Below are 16962 nucleotides of genomic sequence, written 5' to 3' on the forward strand. Positions count from 1 at the left end.
CAGACAAACAGGGGCAGGTGCATATGGAGTCTTCAGTCGCAGAACTTCCGGAGGAAGGCGAACCGGAGATCGTTGCGAAGCCGCCGATCAGCGATCTGATGAACAGCCCGGAACGCTTCATCAACCGCGAGTTTTCGTGGCTGCAGTTCAATCGGCGCGTCCTTGAAGAGACCCTGAACACGGCCCATCCGCTGCTCGAGCGCGTCCGCTTCCTGTCCATCTCGGCCGCCAACCTCGACGAGTTCTTCATGGTCCGGGTCGCAGGCCTCGAAGGCCAGGTGCGCCAGAACATCGTCGTGCGCAGTCCTGACGGAAAGACCCCGGCCGAGCAGCTGAACGACATCCTGAGGGAGATCGACAACCTGCAGATGGAGCAGCAGGCCTCGCTCGCCGTCCTGCAGCAATACCTCGCCAAGGAAGACATCCTCATCGTCCGATCAGCGGCTCTGTCCGAGGCTGACCGCCAGTGGCTTGCCAACGAATTCGACCAGTCGATCTTTCCCGTTCTGACGCCCCTGTCGATCGACCCGGCCCATCCCTTTCCGTTCATCCCCAATCTCGGCTTCTCCATCGCACTGCAATTGAACAGCATGCGCGGCCACGAGGCGATGACGGCGCTGCTGCGCCTGCCGCCGGCGCTCGATCGCTTCATTCGCCTGCCGGACGCCAATGGCGTCATTCGCTACATCACGCTCGAGGACGTGGTGAACATCTTCATTCATCGTCTTTATCCGGGCTACGAGGTGCAGGGATCCGGCACATTCCGGCTTATCCGTGACAGCGACATCGAGGTCGAGGAAGAGGCCGAAGACCTGGTGAGGTTTTTCGAAACGGCGCTGAAGCGCCGCCGTCGCGGTTCGGTCATCCGCATCGAAACCGATTCCGAAATGCCTGCCCCGCTACGACACTTCGTCGTCACGGCGCTGGGTGTGCCGGACAATCGCGTTGCTGTGCTGCCAGGTCTACTGGCGCTGAACACGCTGTCCGAAATCACCAAGGCTCCGCGCGAAGATCTGCGCTATCAGCCTTACAATGCCCGCTTCCCAGAACGTGTGCGCGAGCACGCGGGCGACTGCTTTGCCGCCATCCGCGAGAAGGACATGGTGGTTCACCACCCTTACGAATCCTTCGACGTCGTCGTCCAGTTCCTGATCCAGGCGGCGCGCGACCCGGACGTGCTGGCGATCAAGCAGACGCTGTACCGCACCTCCAACGACAGCCCTATCGTACGTGCCCTCATCGACGCTGCCGAAATGGGCAAGTCGGTGACGGCGCTGGTCGAATTGAAAGCCCGCTTCGACGAAGAGGCCAACATCCGCTGGGCGCGCGACCTGGAGCGTGCCGGCGTGCAGGTCGTCTTCGGCTTCATCGAATTGAAGACCCACTCCAAGATGTCGCTGGTCGTCCGTCGCGAGGAGGGCAGACTGCGCAGCTACTGCCATCTCGGTACCGGCAACTACCATCCGATCACCGCCAAGATCTACACCGACCTGTCCTACTTCACCTGCAACCCGAAGATCGCCCACGACATGGCGAACATCTTCAATTTCATCACCGGCTATGGCGAGCCTGCCGAGAGCATGGAGATCGCGGTTTCGCCCTACACGCTGCGCTCGCGTATCCTCAAGCACATCGAGCAGGAGATCGTCCACGCAGGCGAGGGGCGTCCGGCTGCGATCTGGATGAAGATGAATTCGCTGGTCGATCCAGAGATCATCGATGCGCTCTATCGCGCCAGCTACGCCGGCGTCGAGATCGACCTCGTCATTCGCGGCATCTGCTGCCTCAGGCCCCAGGTGGCCGGGCTTTCCGAGAATATCCGCGTCAAGTCTATCGTCGGCCGCTTCCTCGAGCACAGCCGCATCTTCTGCTTCGGCAACGGCTATCGCCTGCCGTCGGACAAGGCGCTGGTCTACATCGGATCTGCCGATATGATGCAGCGAAATCTCGACCGGCGCGTCGAGACTCTCGTGCCTCTTCTTAACCCTACGGTACACGAGCAGGTTTTGTCGCAGATCATGCTCGGCAACCTGATTGACAACCAGCAGAGCTACGAGATATTGCCCGACGGTACCTCCAGGCGCATGGAAGTGCGCAAGGGGAAAGAGCCGTTCAACGCGCAGCAGTATTTCATGACCAATCCGAGCCTGTCCGGGCGCGGCGAGGCCCTGAAGTCCAGTGCGCCGAAACTCATTGCCGGCCTGTTGTCGCGCCGGAAGTCATAGCTGGAATCGCATGGTGGAATCAGAAGCTCAGGGGCGCCTTCCCGGAATTGCCCCCGTTTCCGTCGTCGACATCGGCTCAAACTCCGTGCGGCTTGTCGTCTATGAAGGCCTGTCGCGTTCGCCGACGATCCTGTTCAACGAAAAGGTCCTCTGCGGCCTCGGCAAGGGTCTTGCCCTGACTGGCAAGATGGACGAGCAGAGCGTGCTGCGCGCGCTGGCGGCGCTGCACCGGTTTCGGGCTCTCTCCGACCAGGCCCGCGCCCGTACCATGTATGTGCTGGCGACGGCGGCTGCTCGCGAGGCCAGCAATGGCCCCAACTTCATCCATCAGGCGGAAACCATTCTGGGCCGCAAGGTGCGCGTGCTGTCGGGCGAGGAAGAGGCGCTTTTCTCCGCCTATGGCATCATCAGCGGTTTCCACGCTGCGGACGGAATTGCCGGTGATCTCGGCGGCGGATCGCTGGAACTGATCGACATCAAGGGAAACAAGTTCGGCCAGGGGATCACCCTGCCGCTCGGCGGATTGCGACTGTCGGAATATGCCGACGGGTCGCTCGCCAAGGCGCATACCTTTGCCCGCAAGCACGTCCGCACCGCAAAACTGCTCGGTGGTGGCGAGGGACGCACCTTCTATGCGGTCGGCGGCACCTGGCGTAACATTGCCAAGCTGCACATGCAGGTGCGCGATTATCCGCTTCACATGATGCAGGGCTATGAATTGCCGCTCGACGAGATGCTGCGCTTCCTCGATCAGGTGGCCGTCGCCAAGGACAGCAAGGACCCGATCTTCCAGTCCGTCTCGAAGTTTCGGCGCTCGCTCCTGCCCTATGGCGCCATTGCGCTGCAGGAAGTTTTGCTGGCAATGAAGCCGGCGCGCGTCTCCTTCTCGTCGCAGGGCGTGCGCGAGGGCTATCTCTATTCGCTGCTCAACGAGCACGAGCGTCACGCCGATCCTCTGCTCGCCGCTGCCGGCGAACTCGCCATCTTGCGCGCTCGTTCGCCGGAGCACGCACGGGAGCTTGCGGACTGGACCGGCCGCATGATGCCCTTCTTCGGGGTCAATGAGACCGAGGAAGAGAACCGCTACCGCCAGGCTGCGTGCTTGGTGGCCGACATCAGCTGGCGTGCCCATCCCGACTATCGCGGCCTGCAGGCGCTCAACGTCATCGCCAACTCCTCCTTCGTCGGCATTACCCATGCCGGTCGTGCCTTTCTCGCCCTCACCAGCTACTACCGCTACGAGGGCCTGAGCGACGACAGCGCCACCGGCCCGCTGGCGACGATCGCGACGCCGCTCTTCATCGAGCGTGCCAAGCTTCTCGGCGGCCTTCTGCGCGTCGTTTATCTGTTCTCGGCCTCGATGCCCGGCGTCGTCAGGAACCTGACATTCCAGCGGTCCAAAGATCCGGATGTCGACCTCGACTTCGTCGTTCCACCGGAATATCGCGATTTTGCCGGCGAGCGCCTCGACGGGCGCCTGCAGCAACTGGGCAAACTCACCGGCAAGCGCCTGGCGTTCCGCTTCGAATAGCCTCGTCTTTCCTTCTCCCCGTCTGGGAGAAATGCCGAGCCAATGCGAGGCGATGAGGGGAGCCGCAACTTTGGCCGCCGCCCCTCATCTTTCCTTCGGACATCTTCTTCCCGGTAGGGAGAAGACAGATTCAACTTACTTCGCGTTCAGGAACTCGCCGACCTCGAGAAGTACGAACTCGTTGTCGTCAGCCTTGCCGAGTGTCCGGCCGGAAGAGAACGGCAGGTTGTTGTCGTTGCCAACGATGATATGGGTCGCATCGACGCGGTCGACATTCTCGATGGTCACGAACGGCATGTCGTAGAAACCTTCGCCGCCGCCCTGGCGCTTCTTGTTGTTTGGGTCGGCGATGTGCATCAAGTCGATATAGCCGATCTTGCGCACGGCCTTTCCGACGTTTTCTTCGGTCATTTCGATCTTGTAGACGCGCTTGTGCTTGGCGGCGACGGCAAAGCAATCGGGCTTTGGCGCCTTCGGATCGGCGCAGACCTTGTCGCCGGTGCCGGCACCGTTGTCGCGTTCGATCACCAGCCCGGTGCTGGCATCGAGCATGTTGAAATCGCCGATCGATTCGCCGCCGGGCGAGAACGGATAGAGCCAGGAGCGTCCGGTCCAGTTTTTCGCAGCAACGTCGAGTTCGATGATCCGCAGTGCGGGCTGGCCGTCGACCTTCTCCACAGACCCGTCATCCTGATAGAGCGCGCCTTCCAGCAGAGCATAAAGCTTTGTGCCGTCCGGCGACTTCGCAAGCCCCTCAAAGCCACGCGAGCGAGCGAGATTGAAGGCAGGCAGCTTGAGTGTGGGGTTGGCCGGCAGCGAGATCGTCGGATTGTCGGGGGATTTGACCGGCTTGCCGTTGACGACGGTGGATATCACGTCGGTCAGTCGGCCCTCGGTGTCGAAATGCAGCATGTAGGGACCGAATTCCTCGCCCGTCCAGAAACCGTCGGCTACGGGCTGGATCGATTCGACGTCGAAATCGGCACCGGTGAGGTAGCGCTTCTCGGCGCCTTCGAGAACGATCGGGAAGGGCGCCTTCTTGTCCGGGTCGGAGAGGAAGACTGTTTTCAGAACCTCGACCTTGCCGCTATCCCAGTCGAATTTGAGGTGGTGATACATTAGCGCTGCATCGCTGGAATTCGCCTTCGAGCCAAATCCGTTGTCGGAGAGGCTCCAGAAGGTGCCGTCCGGCATGGTCTTGATGCCGGAGAAACCCTGCACGGCCTGACCATCGAAGGGCAGCGCGAGATCGGTTTTCACCAAGCCGTCCATGCCGGGGACGCTGCCGAGAACGGTGGCGCGCTTGCGGTCGGGAGTGGTGAATTTACCGGCCGTCTTCAGGAAGTCCGGCGCATCGGCAGGCGCTGCAATGATCGTGTTAGCAGGCAGAATGGCCTGTGCGGTCAGGGTTGCCGGAAAGGCCTTTTCCTCGGCGAAAGCCTGAGACGACATCAAGAGGGAAAGCGCCACGGAGGCGTAAAGGATTTTGGTCATGATTCTCACCAGTTCCGGTCGGGATTGACGCCCGAGGAGTTACGGCGGGATCGTGTCTGTGAGATTATACTCGGATTAAGTTTTGATGACAGCGAACCACAACTTCAGGACGCCTTGCCGAGATTGAGCGAAAGCTGCGATGGCGGGCGGGCAATTCCGTCGCCAAGGTCGGTCAGAGCGACGACCCCGACCTCCCGGCCACGTCCCTTGACGGCGTGGTTGCCGAGATATTCCGCATGGATGCCTTTGGGCAATGTCATGAGGTCGGCAAGGTCGGACGAGATCAGGACATGCCTTTCCAATGTCTTCGAAAGACCCTCGAGGCGGGCCGTGGTGTTCACCGTGTCTCCGAAATAGGTGATCTTGTGACGATCGACGCCGATTTCCGCCGTGATCACCGACCCGCCGTGCAGGGCTGCGCGCAGACGCGGGACCTGGCCGTAGACCTTCAGCCAGACATCCTTGTTCTTCTCGATGTTTGCAAAGATATCGAAAATGCAACGGACGCAGCAGCCGTTCTTGATGCCGCGTTGCAGCGGCCACGTGACGATGGCGGCATCGCCGATGTAATCGTCTATGGCACCGTTATGGCGACGGATCTGTTCGGCGAATGTCCCGAACAGCGAGCCGAGATATTGCTGTGTCCTGAGGTCGCCGTGTTGCTCTGCAAATGCCGTGGAGCCGACCAGATCGATAAACAGAAAGACACGTTCCTCCGGCACCGGATTGCGGTAGCGGCCTGTCAGCAAACTGATGAAGACATCGCGGCCCAGCAGCTCGCGGACACGCATGATGAAAACCATCAGGGCGGTGACCGACAGCGCATAGACAAGAACCTCGGCGGACAGGATGGTCGCCTCCGCCCAGCTCGTGTTGGTTATGCCCATGATTTTCAGCAGGCTGCCAGAAATCGCATAGCCGACGCTGATGAGCGCAAGGTCGATCATCAGCGCGATGGGAATATAGGCCGGTGTCGGCAGCCGATGGACGCGATAGTAAAGACCGGGCAGCACCAGTCCACGCTCAAAGACCAGCACAGGCATGCCGGTCGTCAGGGCAAAGATGGCGCCGATATAGAAGTGCGATTCGGGATAGAAAGCCGCGCCGTAAAAAACACCGGACAACGCAACGACGGCAGCGATAGCAAGCCAGTTCAACGCCGTGGGCAGAGTTCGCATGGTTCGTTCCGACAGGCAGATGACAGACGTCTGCCGTTATTGATCCCGCCCAACTGCTGCGGTCAAGCCTTTTCGGTCCGAAGACGGTTCCCGCTAGATGGCGATCGTCTCCACCTTCTTGTCTACAAACCGCAGCGCAACCTCGCCCTTTATGAGTTTCAGCGCGGTATCGCCGAACAAGTCTCGACGCCAGCCGGAGAGGGCCGGTACGTCGGCCTTGTCGCCTTCTGCAGCGATCCGTTCGATGTCTTCGCTGTTGGCGATCACTTTCGGCGCAACGGCGTTCTTTTCCGCAATCAGCTTCAAAAGGACTTTGAGTAGCTCGGCAGCAGCAGCTGTTCCCTCCGGGGCCTGCGTGTGACGCGGAACATGCGGCATGTCGGCCTTCGGCATGTCCAGCGCGGCGTTGATAGCCTCCAGCACCGCGCCGCCGGCCGACGAGCGCTCCCAGCCCTTCGGAACGGTGCGCAGGCGGCCGAATGCCTCCACGTCACGCGGCTGCTGCTGGGCGATCTCGTAGATCGCATCGTCCTTCAGCACCCGCGAGCGCGGCACGTTGCGGCTGCGGGCCTCGCGCTCGCGCCAGGCGGCTACATACTTCAGCACGGCCAGTTCCTGCGGCTTGCGCAGCCGCATCTTCAGCCGCTGCCACGCATCGTCCGGATGCAGGTCATAGGTGTCGCGCGATTCGAGGATCGCCATTTCCTCGGCAAGCCAGGAGGCGCGGCCTTCGCGTTCGAGTTCGTCACGCAGGAAGATATAGACGTCGCGCAGGTGGGTAACGTCGGCAAGCGCGTAGTCGAACTGCTTTTCCGTCAGCGGACGGCGTGTCCAGTCGGTAAAGCGCGAGGTCTTGTCGATCTGGATATTCTTGATACGGCTGACAAGCTGGTCATAGGAGACCGAGTCGCCGAAGCCGCAGACCATCGCAGCAATCTGCGTGTCGAACACCGGATGCGGGATCAGGTTTCCGCGATTGTAGATGATTTCGATGTCCTGGCGCGAGGCATGGAATACCTTCAGCACCGAGGTGTCGGCCATCAGCGCGAAAAACGGCGCAAGATCGATGCCGGGCGCCAACGGATCGACAATGACCTCGGTTGTCGGGCTCGCCATCTGTATCAGGCAAAGCACCGGCCAGAAGGTCGTCTCGCGAAGAAATTCGGTATCGATGGTGATGAATTCTGACTTGGCCAGCTCTTGGCAGGCCGCCTCTAATTCGGCGGTAGTTACGATCATTTGGACACATTCATACGAAATTAGTTCTTGAACCTTCCTTTCCCTTTCGCTTCGATATGTCAATAAGCTGACGAGCCCGAAGGCTAAACGACCCGCAGATAGCTGGTCATGCCAGTCTTTTGATGCTCGATGATGTGACAATGCAGCAGCCAGTCGCCGGGATTGTCTGCGACGAAGCCAAGCTGGACCTTTTCGTTCGGCTGAATGAGATAGGTGTCGGAGACGAATGGCTGGACAGCGCCGGTTGTCGAGGAAAGCACCGTGAAGCTCATCCCGTGAAGGTGTATGGGATGGGAGTGCGGCGTCAGGTTTTCCATGTCGAACACATAGCTCTTGCCAAGCTTCAGTTCCGCCAGCGGCGCCGTCGGGTCCGGCGTGTCGCCCGGCCATGGCACCTTGTTGATGGCCCAGAAACTGTAGCCGAGCGAGCCGCAGATGCTGTCGGTCGACGTATCCTCCGCCGTCGCGCTGAGGATGATCGGGATATGCTCCGCGGCCCCGACATCGGCCTTGGCCACCGGGTTTGCGGCCAGCGGCGCCAGATCGCCCATGTCGCGCTTGAGCGAGCTACCGACCGCCTTCAGCGTCGCCAGCGTCTTCGGGCTGGTACCATGGATATCCTCAAGCGTGACAAGCGCCCCTTCGCTGTCCGGCATGCGGATGGCCAGTTCCAGCCGCTGGCCCGGCCCGAGTTGCAGCACGTCGAGAGGAAAGCGCTTTGGCACCGGGTTGCCGTCGATGGCGATGACTGCAGCCTCTGCGCCAGCGATCTTGAAGGAAAATATCCGCGTCACGTCGGTAATCGCCAGCCGCAGCCTGACGAGGCCGCCGGCGGGCGCGTCGTATTGCGGTTCGATCTGCCAGTTGGCCGAACGTACCGTGCCGTAGGTTCCGGACCGTGCCGAGTCGCGCGGCTTGAACTGGGCGATGAACTGTCCGTCGCCACCAAGCCGCCAGTCGCGCAGGTTGACGACGATCTCGGCATCGAATTGCGGATCCTTCGGATTATCGACGACGATCACCCCGGTCATGCCGTGGCCCATCTGGATCAGAGTGTTGCAATGGGGATGATACCAGAAGGTGCCCGCATCCGGCGGCGTGAAGGCATATTCGAATTTTTCGCCGGTATAGACATAGGGCTGTGTCAGGAATGGCACCCCGTCCATCGCATTGGGGATACGCATGCCGTGCCAGTGGATGGTCGTCGGCTCGTCGATGCCGTTGATCAGTCTTGCGGCAAAGGGTTCGCCCTGGCGCATGCGCAACACCGGCGGCATGCCATCGGCGCCATAAGTCAGCACGTCCCTGGTCATCTCGGTGCCGGTGATGTTGGCCTGGATCTTGTTTGATTTCAAGATAACCGGTTCCGGCGCTGCCTGGGCACGTCCGAAGCGACCCGCCAGACCCATGCCGACACCGTAAACGCCGGCTACGGCTGAAGCCTTGATGAGATTGCGGCGGGTGAAAACGGCCATGCTATGCTCCGGACGGGGTCTAACCGGTCCTGTTTAAAGTTGAGCGCAGTATTCAGCAATAGCACCTGTTTGGCCAAACTGCCGCAGTCACCTATTGTTTATCGCGCTCGGAAGGCGGCGTGGCGAGCTTGTTGAAATAGGTCGAGGTCCGCAGCAGATTGCGAAACCGCATGCTGCGCCGCTCCGTCGGCACGCCCTCGCGCACCGTCATCCGCTGCAGTGTGTAGAGCATGAAGAAAAATAGCACGGCGGCCATGTAAATAAACAGCACGCGCGGGCCGAACCTGTCGAGCATGAAGGCTGCAAACATCGGCCCGACGATGGCGCCTACCGACCAGAAAAACAGCGTGCCTGCCGAGACCAGGGCATGTTGGCCCTTGGCGGCGTGATCGTTGGCGTGGGCCGAGCAGAGCGAGTAAAGCGGCATGCAGAAGGCGCCGAACATGAAGATGCCGACGAAATTGCGCCATTCGCTGCTGCCCGCGACAAGCGCCAGGAACAGGCAGCCGATCAGCGCGCCAACGGACGAGACGAGGATGATGAGCCGCCGGTCGAGCCTGTCGGAATAGGCTCCGAGCGGATATTGCAGCACGATGCCGGCAAAGATCCCGACGCTCATGAAGGTTGCGATCCCCGTCACCGACAGGCCGATGCCCTGCGCATAGACCGGACCCAGCGAGCGGAACACCGAGTTCGTCAGCCCGACGACGACGCAGCCGACGGTGGCGAGCGGCGATATCCGCCATAGCGTCTTGATATCGAAGCGAATGGCCTCCGGTGCGCCCGGGCTCGAGCGGTCGGCAAAGGAGATCGGTACGAGCGACAGGCTGAGCGCCATCGATATGATGGCAAACAGCTGGAACCCGTCGATGCCGACGGACGGGATCAGGTATTGCGCCAGCGTCACCGAGCCGAGGTCGACAAAACGGTAGACCGACAGCGTCCGAGCCCGGTTGGAGTTGGTCACGCGGGCGTTCAGCCAGCTTTCCACAACAGCAAACAGCCCTGCAAAACACAGGCCCTGCACGAGCCGCATGCTGAACCAGAACCATGGCACGATCAGCAGCACCATGGCGATCGAGGCGGCGGATGCGATCGCAGCCAGCGCAGAGAAGGCGCGGATATGGCCGATGGAGCGGATGATGCGGGTGACATAGACGCAGCCGATGGCAAAGCCGATATTGTAGCCGGTGCCGACAAGCCCGATGGTCGAGGCCGAAAAGCCCTCGTGCAGGGCGCGCAGCGAGATGAACGTCGCCTGCAGGCCGTTGCCACCGATCAGGATACCGGCCGTGACGAGCAAGGGAATAAGGGGTCGGATCTGGCTCATCGGGGAGGGCCTGCAAACGAATCGAACCATGACCGCGACCGGCCCGGCAACATGGCTGTCTTTCTAGGCGGGGTTTGGCTATAAAGACAACCTCAAACGCGACGAGGCGTGGCAAGTCTTGACAAATGAGGCAGGCCATGCGCTTTTCCGCCCGATTTTCTCGACGGGGAGATCGCGGCATTTCGACCGCTTCTGCCACCGTCCGCCAAGCCCAGGAATGATAAAATGCATCGCTATCGCAGCCATACATGCGCCGCTCTCAGCAAGTCCGACGTCGGGTCGACCGTGCGCATCTCCGGCTGGGTCCACCGCGTCCGCGACCACGGCGGCCTGCTGTTCATCGACCTTCGCGACCACTATGGAATGACGCAGATCGTTGTCGATCCGGACTCACCTGCCTTCAAACAGGCTGAACTGGTCCGCGGCGAATGGGTCATCCGCGTCGATGGCCTCGTCAAGGCACGCACCGAGGACACCGTCAACAAGACGATGCCGACAGGCGAGATCGAACTCTACGCACAGGAGATCGAGATACTCTCGGTCGCCAAGGAACTGCCGCTGCCAGTGTTCGGCGAGCCCGATTATCCGGAAGACGTGCGTCTGAAGTATCGCTTCCTCGACCTTCGCCGCGAGACGCTGCACAAGAACATCGTCAAGCGCAGCCAGATCATTTCCGACATCCGCAACCGCATGACGTCGGCCGGCTTCGGCGAATACACCACGCCGATCCTGACGGCCTCGTCGCCGGAAGGCGCGCGCGACTTCCTGGTGCCGTCGCGCATCCATCCCGGCACGTTCTTCGCGCTGCCGCAGGCGCCGCAGCAGTACAAGCAGTTGTTGATGGTGGCAGGCTTCGACCGCTACTTCCAGATCGCGCCCTGCTTCCGCGACGAAGACCCGCGCGCCGACCGCCTGCCGGGCGAATTCTACCAGCTCGACATGGAAATGAGCTTTGTCACCCAGGAAGATGTCTGGGACACGATGGCGCCGATCATGACATCCGTCTTCGAGCAGTTCGCCGAAGGCAAGCCGGTTACCAAGGACTGGCCGCGCATTCCCTATGACGTGTCGATCCGCAAATACGGTTCCGACAAGCCCGACCTTCGCAACCCGATCGAGATGCAGGCCGTCACCGAGCACTTTGCAGGCTCCGGCTTCAAGGTGTTCGCCGGCATGATCGCGTCGAACCCGAAGGTCGAAGTCTGGGCGATCCCGGCCAAGACCGGCGGTTCCAGAGCGTTCTGCGACCGCATGAACGCCTGGGCCCAGAGCCTCGGCCAGCCAGGATTGGGTTACATCTTCTGGAAGGAAGAGGACGGCAAGATCGTCGGCTCCGGTCCGCTGGCGAAGAACATCGGCGAGGAGCGTACAGAAGCGTTGCGCGTGCAACTCGGCCTGGAAGCCGGCGACGCCAGCTTCTTTGTCGCCGGCGAGCCTGCCAAGTTCTACAAGTTTGCAGGCGAGGCGCGCACCAAGGCTGGCGAAGACCTGAACCTCGTCGACCGTGATCGCTTCGAGCTTTGCTGGATCATCGACTTCCCGTTCTACGAATGGAGCGAGGAAGACAAGAAGATCGACTTCGCGCACAACCCGTTCTCGATGCCACAGGGTGGCCTCGAGGCGCTGAACACGCAGGAACCGCTTTCGCTGAAGGCGTATCAGTACGACGCCGTCTGCAACGGCTTCGAGATTGCCTCGGGCTCGATCCGTAACCAGTCGCCGGAAGCCATGGTCAAGGCCTTCGAACTGGTCGGCCTCAGCCAGACCGATGTCGAGGAACGTTTTGGTGGCATGTACCGTGCATTCCAGTACGGCGCCCCTCCGCACGGCGGTTGCGCCTTCGGTATCGACCGCGTCGTGATGCTACTGCTGGGTGCGAAGAACCTGCGCGAGATCACGCTGTTCCCGATGAACCAGCAGGCCCAGGACCTGCTGATGAACGCGCCTTCGCCGGCAGCACCGAAGCAGCTCATGGAGCTGTCTCTGCGCGTTATTCCGCCGATCAAGAAGGACTGATCTCGGTCTTCAGGCCGTTGTAAATTGGAACCCGGTGGCGAAAGCTGCCGGGTTTTTTGCAACAAAAAACCCGGCGATACAATCGCCGGGTTGCATTCAGGCAATCGACACTGACGATCAGTCGTTCGCGCTTACTTTCAGGCCGATGACTTTCGGGATGGTGTTCGGCGCGCCCATGGCGGCGCCGACGATCATCGGGAAGGGGACCGGCTTTTCCGGCGAAGCATTCAGCGTGAAGCTCTGCGGATTGTCGAGGTAGCTGTTGATCGCGGCAGAGACCGAGTTCTGCAGTTCCGGGATGTTCAACTGCGCCAGCATGATTGGCGCTAGCCCCTTCAACGTGTTGGCCATCTGGGCGCCAGAGACGTTCTGCGTCGAGCCGGCATAATCCAGCAGGCGCTTGGTGATGGAGGCGTCCTTGAAGTGGATCTCGGCGCTGTCGAGTGTCAGCTGCTGCATCAGCCCCATCATGGCAAGGCCGGTGGCCTGCTGGGCTGCCTGCTTGTCAGGGTTTGCCTGCGCAGCCTTTGCGGCCTCCTGCAGCGATTTCATGAATTCCATCGTGTAGCCGGAGATCGCCAGCGACAGGTCGAGGCGGCCGATATTGTCGAGGTCGAGGCCGAGGTCTTCGACAGTGACGGTGCCGGGCTTGATATCCCAGCTGCCCTTCATCGTCAGGGCGCCGGAAACGTGCTGCAGGGCAAGCTTGTTGATGGTGTCCTGCGATGCCGGATCCTTGACATCGGACAGGTCCGCCTTGATGGCGTTGACGTTGCCCGTAAATTCAAAACCGGAATCGTCATGGGTCGGCGTCAGCGCGAAATCCATGTCCTTAACCGACAAGACTTCCTTGCCTTCCTTGGTGACCGCCAGCGGACCCGTATGGGCTTTGGAATAGAGCAGCATTCCGTCGATGCCTTCAGCATTGGCGTCGGCCGGTACTGTTACTCCACCCAGGAACATGTCGCTTGCAGTGTAGGTCACGCCCTCGTTGGTCACCGAAATATCCGGAAACGTCACTTTGTCGATAGCGTAGCCGCCGTCACTTTCTTCCGTGACATCGCTCATCGTCACCTTGCCGAGGGGAACGCCCTGGCCGCCGGACAGCGGCTTGAACGAAGCGCCCTTGAGCGTCACCGTCGTGTCGTCGACCTCGACGCTGTCAGCTGCAAGACTGACGCCCTGGATAGCGTAGGCAGCATTCATCTTCTTCAGCAGATCGTTGCCATCGAGCGCGAAGGCCGAGCTTGCGAGCGAAAGAATGGCGGCGCTGGACAGCATCAGCCGGGTTGTCCGGTAAAAAGTCATGTCGGGCTTTTCCTCATTGGCCAAGTGACAAATAGATATGCAGTGTAGACGTATGAAGCCGGGTTTGTATCGCCCGTGTCTAAAATTCTGGTGAATTGCAATAGGGAAATGCGCTCCAAGTCTCTTCACTGTTGCATTGCGGTCAATCTAGGGCGCTGTGCGGCTTAATCCACAGGCTGATACCACTGTATTCCTTGCCGGACATCAGCTTCTCCGCTAGGCAAAGCCTATGGGACAAGAGATTTTGCCGCCTTCTGGCGGGGGCGATGACAGTATTCTGCCGATTGATCTGAAGGCGGCGCTCGAGGAGCGTTACCTTGCCTATGCGCTGTCGACGATCATGCACCGGGCGCTGCCTGACGTACGCGACGGCCTGAAGCCCGTCCATCGCCGCATCATCCACGCGATGAGCGAAATGGGCATCCGCGCCAACTCGTCGTTCAAGAAAAGCGCCCGCATCGTCGGTGACGTCATCGGTAAGTTCCACCCGCACGGCGACCAGTCTGTCTACGACGCTCTCGTCCGTCTGGCCCAGGATTTCTCGCAGCGCTATCCCATCGTCGATGGCCAGGGCAATTTCGGCAACATCGACGGCGATAGTGCCGCCGCCTATCGATACACCGAAGCCCGCATGACCGATGTTGCTACGCTGCTGCTCGAAGGCATCGACCAGGACGCGGTCGACTTCCGTCCGACCTACAACGAGGAAGACAGCGAGCCGGTCGTCATGCCCGGCGCGTTCCCGAACCTGCTCGCCAACGGCACGTCCGGCATCGCCGTCGGCATGGCGACATCCATTCCGCCGCATAACGCCCACGAGCTCTGCGACGCAGCATTGCACCTGATCAAGCATCCGGATGCCACGGTCGAAGATCTGATGGCCGATCCGAACAATCGCGAGAAGGGTGGCATAGAGGGTCCCGACCTTCCGACCGGCGGTATCATCATCGACAGCCGCGAAAGCATCGTCGAGGCCTACAAGACGGGGCGCGGCGGTTTTCGCGTTCGCGCCAAATGGGCGGTCGAGGATCTCGGTCGTGGCGGCTACCAGATCGTCGTCACCGAAATCCCGTTCCAGGTGCAGAAGTCGCGTCTGATCGAAAAGCTGGCCGAGCTGCTCAACGCCCGCCGCCTGCCGCTGCTGGAAGACGTGCGCGATGAGTCCGCCGAGGATGTCCGGCTCATCCTGGTGCCGAAGAGCCGCACGGTCGACCCGACGATCCTGATGGAATCGATCTTCAAGCTGTCCGAGCTTGAAAATCGTATTCCACTCAACATGAACGTCCTCTCCATGGGACGCATTCCACGGGTCATGGCGCTGAACGAAGTGCTGCTGGAATGGCTCGCCCACCGCAAGGACGTGCTGATCCGTCGCTCGAAGTTCCGGCTCGCAGCGATTGATCGCCGGCTCGAGATCCTCGGCGGCCTGCTGATTGCCTATCTCAACCTCGACGAGGTGATCCGGATCATCCGCGAGGAGGACGAACCGAAGCCAGCCTTGATCGCGCGCTTCGGCGTTACCGACATCCAGGCCGAAGCCATCCTCAACATGCGGCTGCGCAACTTGCGCAAGCTCGAGGAATTCGAGATCCGCACCGAATTCGACGCCCTGTCTAAGGAGAAGGCTGAGATCGAGGCGCTGCTTGCCTCCGACGAAAAGCTCTGGGCGACTATTGCCTGGGAGATCGGCGAGGTCCGCAAGAAATACGCCAAGGCCACAAAGCTCGGCGCTCGTCGTACGGTTTTCGCCGATGCACCTGAAACAGATCTTGAAGCCATCCAGCAGGCGATGATCGAGAAAGAGCCCGTCACTGTCGTTATCTCGGAAAAGGGCTGGATCCGGGCGCTGAAGGGTCATATCTCCGACACGTCAACGCTGACCTTCAAGGAAGGCGATGCGCTGCGCCTGGCGTTCCCGGCCCAGACCACCGACAAGCTGCTGATCGTCACGACCGGCGGCAAGGCCTACACGCTCGGCGCCGACAAGCTGCCCGGCGGTCGCGGCCACGGCGAACCGCTGCGTCTCATCGTCGAGATGGAAAACGACCAGGACGTACTGACCGCCTTCATTCATGATCCACATCGCAAGCTGTTGATCGTCTCGACCGAGGGCAACGGCTTTATCGTTCCGGAAGCGGAGATGGCTGCCAACACCCGCAAGGGCAAGCAGATCATGAATGTATCGATGCCGGCAGAGGCCAAGCTGCTGGTGCCGGTCAAGGGCGATCATCTTGCAGTCGTCGGCGAAAACCGCAAGATGGTGGTCTTCCCGCTGGCGCAGATCCCCGAAATGTCGCGCGGCAAGGGCGTACGCCTGCAGCGCTACAAGGATGGCGGCATTTCCGATGTCCGTTGCTTCAGCCTTGCCGATGGGCTGACCTGGGCAGACAGTGCCGGCCGCAGCTTCATGAGATCGAAGGACGACCTGATCGAATGGCTCGGCGACCGCGGCGCTGCAGGCAGAGCCGTACCGAAGGGCTTCCCCCGTAGCGGTAAATTCTCGGGCTAGCGAGGCCACCTGCCGGGGTCACTTTGGCAGGGGCACGCTCATATCACGCAAAAAGCGCGTCGCGCCGTCCTCGTCGATCTCGCCGGCGGCGACGCCGAGGACGAATTCGATTACCATCACCTCTTCAGCTTCGATCAAGTGACCGTTGATGTAAAGAAATGTGAAGGCTGCGAGAAAGCCCGTCCGCTTGTTGCCGTCAGAGAACGGGTGGTTTCTTGTCAGGCCATAAAGGTAGGCGGCCGCCAGAGCGAAAATATCGTCTTCGCCATAAGCCGCCTTGTGAAGCGGACGGGCAAGCGCTGCCTCCAGCGCATTCTCGTCTTTTAAACCAGCAAGCCCGCCATGCTCGGCAAGTTGCTCATGATGCATGATTTCAATGGCTTCGCGGCTCAACCATTTGAGCTCGCTCACTTTGCCAGCTCACGAAGAGCAATACGATATTTCTGCATGCCGATGCGGGCCGCACGCAGTTGCTCAGCTAGATCGGGCTTCTGGTGGACCAACTGGAAGCCGTTTTCGACTTCCCGTAATTCGAGGCTGTCGCCGCTCTTCAGGCCGAGGCTCTGCAGCGCCTCCTTCGGCAGAATCACACCTTCAGAATTGCCGATCTTGCGAATGATGACGTTCATAGCTCTGGCTCCGATGTTGTAACTACGT

12 protein-coding genes are annotated in these 16962 nt (G+C 60.7%); 4 read left to right on the forward strand and 8 right to left on the reverse strand.

The features are described from left to right. The first annotated feature begins 23 nt into the window (after positions 1-23). Both J5274_RS10410 and ppx read left to right on the forward strand, forming a co-directional pair. Positions 24-2225, forward strand: a complete 2202-nt coding sequence (locus J5274_RS10410) for an RNA degradosome polyphosphate kinase (RefSeq protein WP_142829626.1) — start codon at positions 24-26, stop codon at positions 2223-2225. 10 nt (positions 2226-2235) lie between these two features. Next, complete coding sequence (ppx, locus tag J5274_RS10415) at positions 2236-3756, forward strand: exopolyphosphatase (protein ID WP_142829624.1); 1521 nt, start codon at positions 2236-2238, stop codon at positions 3754-3756. A gap of 135 nt (positions 3757-3891) precedes the next feature. Here the strand turns inward: ppx and J5274_RS10420 are convergent, their stop codons facing one another. From J5274_RS10420 to J5274_RS10440, 5 genes are all read right to left on the reverse strand, one after another. Further along, a complete protein-coding gene (locus J5274_RS10420; RefSeq protein WP_142829622.1) occupies positions 3892-5250 on the reverse strand; it encodes an esterase-like activity of phytase family protein in 1359 nt (452 codons plus the stop codon). 104 nt (positions 5251-5354) lie between these two features. Further along, positions 5355-6428 carry an adenylate/guanylate cyclase domain-containing protein gene (locus J5274_RS10425; protein ID WP_142829620.1) on the reverse strand — a complete coding sequence of 358 codons (1074 nt, stop codon included), beginning with the start codon at positions 6426-6428 and terminating at the stop codon, positions 5355-5357. A 93-nt stretch (positions 6429-6521) separates the two neighbouring features. After that, entirely contained in the window at positions 6522-7667 is a 1146-nt protein-coding gene (gene rnd / locus J5274_RS10430) for a ribonuclease D (protein WP_142829618.1), read from the reverse strand. 83 nt (positions 7668-7750) lie between these two features. Beyond that, the gene (locus J5274_RS10435; protein ID WP_142829616.1) at positions 7751-9142 is read right to left on the reverse strand and encodes a multicopper oxidase family protein; all 1392 of its coding nucleotides are present in this window, start codon (positions 9140-9142) and stop codon (positions 7751-7753) included. A gap of 91 nt (positions 9143-9233) precedes the next feature. Beyond that, positions 9234-10472 carry an MFS transporter gene (locus J5274_RS10440; protein ID WP_142829614.1) on the reverse strand — a complete coding sequence of 413 codons (1239 nt, stop codon included), beginning with the start codon at positions 10470-10472 and terminating at the stop codon, positions 9234-9236. Between the two features lie 225 nt (positions 10473-10697). Here J5274_RS10440 and aspS point away from each other — a divergent pair, with 225 nt between their 5' ends. Beyond that, a complete protein-coding gene (gene aspS, locus J5274_RS10445) occupies positions 10698-12488 on the forward strand; it encodes an aspartate--tRNA ligase (protein ID WP_142829613.1) in 1791 nt (596 codons plus the stop codon). A 117-nt stretch (positions 12489-12605) separates the two neighbouring features. Here the strand turns inward: aspS and J5274_RS10450 are convergent, their stop codons facing one another. Continuing rightward, positions 12606-13796: a DUF945 domain-containing protein gene (locus J5274_RS10450; protein WP_142829611.1), complete on the reverse strand. Its 1191-nt coding sequence runs from the start codon at positions 13794-13796 to the stop codon at positions 12606-12608. Positions 13797-14025: 229 nt separating this feature from the next. Between J5274_RS10450 and parC the strand changes: the two genes are divergently transcribed. After that, complete coding sequence (gene parC / locus J5274_RS10455) at positions 14026-16305, forward strand: DNA topoisomerase IV subunit A (protein WP_142829609.1); 2280 nt, start codon at positions 14026-14028, stop codon at positions 16303-16305. A gap of 18 nt (positions 16306-16323) precedes the next feature. Here the strand turns inward: parC and J5274_RS10460 are convergent, their stop codons facing one another. After that, positions 16324-16716 carry a type II toxin-antitoxin system death-on-curing family toxin gene (locus tag J5274_RS10460; RefSeq protein ID WP_142829607.1) on the reverse strand — a complete coding sequence of 131 codons (393 nt, stop codon included), beginning with the start codon at positions 16714-16716 and terminating at the stop codon, positions 16324-16326. Then, complete coding sequence (locus tag J5274_RS10465) at positions 16713-16934, reverse strand: AbrB/MazE/SpoVT family DNA-binding domain-containing protein (RefSeq protein WP_142829605.1); 222 nt, start codon at positions 16932-16934, stop codon at positions 16713-16715. The genes J5274_RS10460 and J5274_RS10465 overlap by 4 nt, the downstream gene beginning before the upstream one ends. Between the last annotated feature and the right edge of the window lie 28 nt (positions 16935-16962).

The sequence above is a fragment of the Rhizobium sp. L51/94 genome, assembly GCF_019355555.1.
Lineage (GTDB): Bacteria > Pseudomonadota > Alphaproteobacteria > Rhizobiales > Rhizobiaceae > Rhizobium > Rhizobium rhododendri.